This window comes from Trichloromonas sp. (assembly GCF_041583255.1).
Lineage (GTDB): Bacteria > Desulfobacterota > Desulfuromonadia > Desulfuromonadales > Trichloromonadaceae > Trichloromonas.
Map to the genome: position 1 here is coordinate 1 of NZ_JBFHGD010000275.1, position 3,700 is coordinate 3,700.

3 protein-coding genes are annotated in these 3,700 nt (G+C 57.9%); 2 read left to right on the forward strand and 1 reads right to left on the reverse strand.

What is annotated here, in order from left to right:
* Positions 1 to 784 (forward strand): LVIVD repeat-containing protein (locus ABYV89_RS15450; protein ID WP_432823828.1); only part of this gene is annotated, 784 nt, incomplete at its 5' end.
* Here the strand turns inward: ABYV89_RS15450 and ABYV89_RS15455 are convergent.
* Positions 775 to 3,189: a TonB-dependent receptor plug domain-containing protein gene (locus tag ABYV89_RS15455; RefSeq protein ID WP_432823829.1), complete on the reverse strand. Its 2,415-nt coding sequence runs from the start codon at positions 3,187 to 3,189 to the stop codon at positions 775 to 777. The two genes, ABYV89_RS15450 and ABYV89_RS15455, sit on opposite strands and share 10 nt — an antisense overlap.
* Positions 3,190 to 3,477: 288 nt before the next feature.
* Here ABYV89_RS15455 and ABYV89_RS15460 point away from each other — a divergent pair.
* Positions 3,478 to 3,700 (forward strand): hypothetical protein (locus tag ABYV89_RS15460; protein WP_432823830.1); only part of this gene is annotated, 223 nt, incomplete at its 3' end.

A 3,700-nucleotide genomic window follows, 5' to 3' on the forward strand; every position in this document is an offset into this window, starting at 1 on the left:
CGCCGTACCCGGTTTGATCACCGATCTGGTGCTCTCGATGGATGATCGTTACCTGTACTTTGCCAACTGGCTGCACGGAGACATCCGTCAATACGACGTCAGCGATCCGGCGCAGCCCCGCGCCCGGGGCTTCGTCGCAACCAGCGACTTGATTCTGAAAATGATTATCCGGGGGAAGCGGGCCTACCTGGCGGTAAAAGAAGAAGGGGTGGCGATCGTCGACCTGGGCGACCCGGACCACCCCCGGTTACTCGGCACGGCAAGACTGCCGTGGCCGGAACAGGCCTTCGCCAGCTACCAGGACATCTCCCTGAATGGCGAGGTGCTCTACGTTGCCAACGGCCGGGCCGGCCTGCACGTCTTCGATGTCGGCGATCCGCTGAAACCGCGGCGGGTTTCGGCCATCAACACGCCGGGCGGCTGGGTCACTCACCTCGACAACGACGGCAGGCAGCTGTTAACCCAGAGTTTCAGCACCAATCTGCAACGGTACGACATCAGCGAAGCGGCATTTCCGCAACTGACCGGAACCCTGGATCGCTTTTCCACTGTGAGGGACATCGCCATCCAGGAGCACACCTTTCAGCTAGAACTCGCCCAGGGAACCGGCATCGTCCGGGCCCTGCCCCTGGCCGCCGAAGAGATCAAGCTGCGCGGCGGCACCCGGGCCGACCTGCACTTCGCCGCCCCGGCTTTTGCCGGTGATTATCTGCTCTACGCGTTTGATCAGCGGGGCCGCCAGCAGCTGCCCGGGGTCATCCGCGTCGAGGCGGCTCAGAAGTAGTATTCCATGCCGGCCCAAACCTGGCGCCCCATCTCGTAGGTTTCATCCAAGGCCCCGGCCTTAACCTTCTGGTTAAAGACGTTGTAGACTTCCAGGCTGAGCTGGATCCCTTGCTTGCGGTAGAGATCGCGGCGCCAGTCGAGCACCCAGTCGAAGAGCCACGACTCGGGCTGCTTGAACTTGGCGTAAACCGGCACGGCTTCGCCATTCGGTCCGAGAGCGTCGGCACCGGTATCTTCAAGCGAGCAGTAGCCGCTGCGGTAGCGGGTGCGATTGGTAAAGGTAAAGCCGTGGGGGAGCGTCGCGCTGTAAACCAGGTTGCCGACGTAGGCACGATTGTAGTCATCCCGGGGCAGATCGATGCGGTTGATCAGGTCGCCGTGATAATAAACCTGCTCCATCAATTCTTCCTCTTCGAGGCCGACCCGGTAATTCTCATTGCTGGTTTCGGTCCGCTGCCAGGTCGCGTTCAGCGCGAGGTAGTGCTTTTTCCAGCTGCGCTCCCACTCGATGCCGACCTCCTCGTGTTCACTGCGGCCGTTATTGTTCAGCGTGGTAAACGTTCTGCCTTGGGCATCCCTGTCACTCGTCTGCGATGCAAATTCGTCCTTGCCGCGCCGTTCGATGTAATTGACTTTCAAGCGCCCGCCCAGCAGGGCCTGATCGACCCCGAAGGTGAGCTCGTCCGAATAGGGGGTTTTGAGCTCGGAATAACGGGTGAAAGCCCTGTTCTGGCTCACCAGGGCCCAGGGACCGAGGAAATCGGTGCCGGCAATTTTTGACCGCCGTTCAGTGTAATAGGGCTTTTTGGCTTCCGACAGCTTGTAGGTAAGAAGAGACTGCCCGTGGTAACGGTTGACGCCGGCGATCAAGAGGGTGTCCCCGTCCCCCAGCAGGTCGTACGTGGCGGCCAGCCGCAGGTCGCGGTCGGTGTTCTGCATGAAATTGTCACGGGCGACCCGCAGCCCGGGGCGCAGGGTGAGGCGCTGAAACTGCAGACGGTCTTCAATGAAGAGATGGTGCCGATCAATGGTTTCATCGACCGAATCGGGCTCGTACACACTTCTGAACCACAGGTACTGCTGGCCGTCCACACAGTCAAGCAAGTTGTCGCCGCAGTTCACGCTGGCGTCATTTCGCGCGAGTGAATAAATATGGGTCTGATCCTCACGTTCATAGGTCCCGGTAAGGCGCTCAAAGCCGTAGCCCAGCTTGATCTCATGGGAAACCGGGCCGGTCCGTACCGGTTCGAAAGTAAAAATCAGCTCAATATTCTCACCTGCCTGGCTGCTCTGAACGTCGCCGTAGCCCCCCTCCTTGCTATATTTGTCGGTTCCCCAATCCTTATCCCACTCGCCAGGCCAGCCCGAGGGCGCAACGTTCCAGTTATAAAAATGCTGAGGGGCCTGGCGGGTATTTTCGCTTTTGCGCAGAGCGCCCTTGACTGTCAATTCACCAAGATCGAAAAAATGGTTAAGATCCCCCGCCAGCCGATACCCCCCCCGATCGATGGTATACCAACTGTTGCGGATTTCACTGCCGCGATCCTCGCTGCGAAAGCGCTTTTCTGAAAAAGGGGTTTCAATATAGGTCACCGTCGCCGTGGTGCGATCCGAGATGTCGTACACATATTTGAGAAAATAGGTCTCCATATCCCGGGACTGGTTCCGGGTTCGATCGAAATGACGCAAGGGGATTTGTGAATAAAGCCGTCGATATGACGCCAGCAGCCCCACGCGCTCGGTCAGGGGCAGGTTAAGCAGGACATCACCGTCATATTTTCTGAACCGGGGCTGCCGTTCGCTGCTGTTGGAGTTTTCGAAATCCTCTTCCTGGTCATGATCCAGGTGAAAGCGGGTCCAGCTGTCGCGAGTCGTGCGAAGAGCCACGGCGCCGCCAAATTCGGCAGCAGGTTTTTTGGTTTTCACGTCAACCACGCCGCCGGTAAAGCCGCCATATTCGGCCGAGATATTACTGCGGTACACGGTAATCTCATCGACCAGCCGATTGTGGAGAAACATCTCCTGGGGATGGCCCGGAACATTCTGGATCGACTCGGGATCGCTGGCGGCCGGGTCAAGCAGGCTGTTGTTGCCGATGCCGTCAACCACGTAATTGTTTTCATAAAATCGTCCGCCGGAAATCGACAGATGGGGAGGCGTAATCTCCCCCCCCTGCAGCGAGGTGTTGGCCATGTCGCTGGCCTGCACCGAGGGGAGCGTCGTGAGCAGTTCGTTGATGCTGCCGTTGCCCTGCGGCAGGGCCTTGATCTGCGCTTCGGAAAGGGTGCTCTTGCCGGTCTCCCGCTCCTCGGCCGCACCGACCACGGTCACCGGTTCGAGAACGGCCAGGTCCGCTCCCGAATGCCTCAGGGCAGAATCCTCAGCGAATGCCGAACCGAACATAAATAAAGCGAAACCCAGGTTCAAACCGAACAAACGGCAGCAGCGTGAGCGAAAAATCATAATCAATTCAATTCCTCCCATGTAAACAACAATGTACTTTTTCAAATCTACTAAAAGTACAATGAATTTGATAAAGAATCAGCACATAAACGATTGAGTCATGCTAACAATCCACCGTGTTCCTGTTTTCAGACCCGCAGCTTGACCAACCGGATTGATTTCGTTTATAAATGCAAGAGTCCGTTAAACTTCGTTATTTGATTCATTTGCCCATCGGGGATTGCACGCATGAGGCCGAAGACCCTCGCGGTCGGAATTGTCATCTCTCTGGTGGTTCACGCCGCAATTCTGCTGCTCCCTCGTTTTTCGAGCGATAACGGCAGGGCCGAAGCCGGTCATATCGAAGTCGGAGTCGTCTACCTGACGGAACCAGTCTCCTTGTCGCCCCGACCGCTCCAACCGGTCATGCAGGCTGGGGCAGCAACGTCCGCCCCCTCGTCCCCTCCCAGCC

Coding starts and splice junctions, on each gene's coding strand:
- ABYV89_RS15455 (WP_432823829.1), bottom strand. CDS start 3,189: ATGTTCGGTTCGGCATTCGCTGAGGATTCTGCCCTGAGGCATTCGGGA.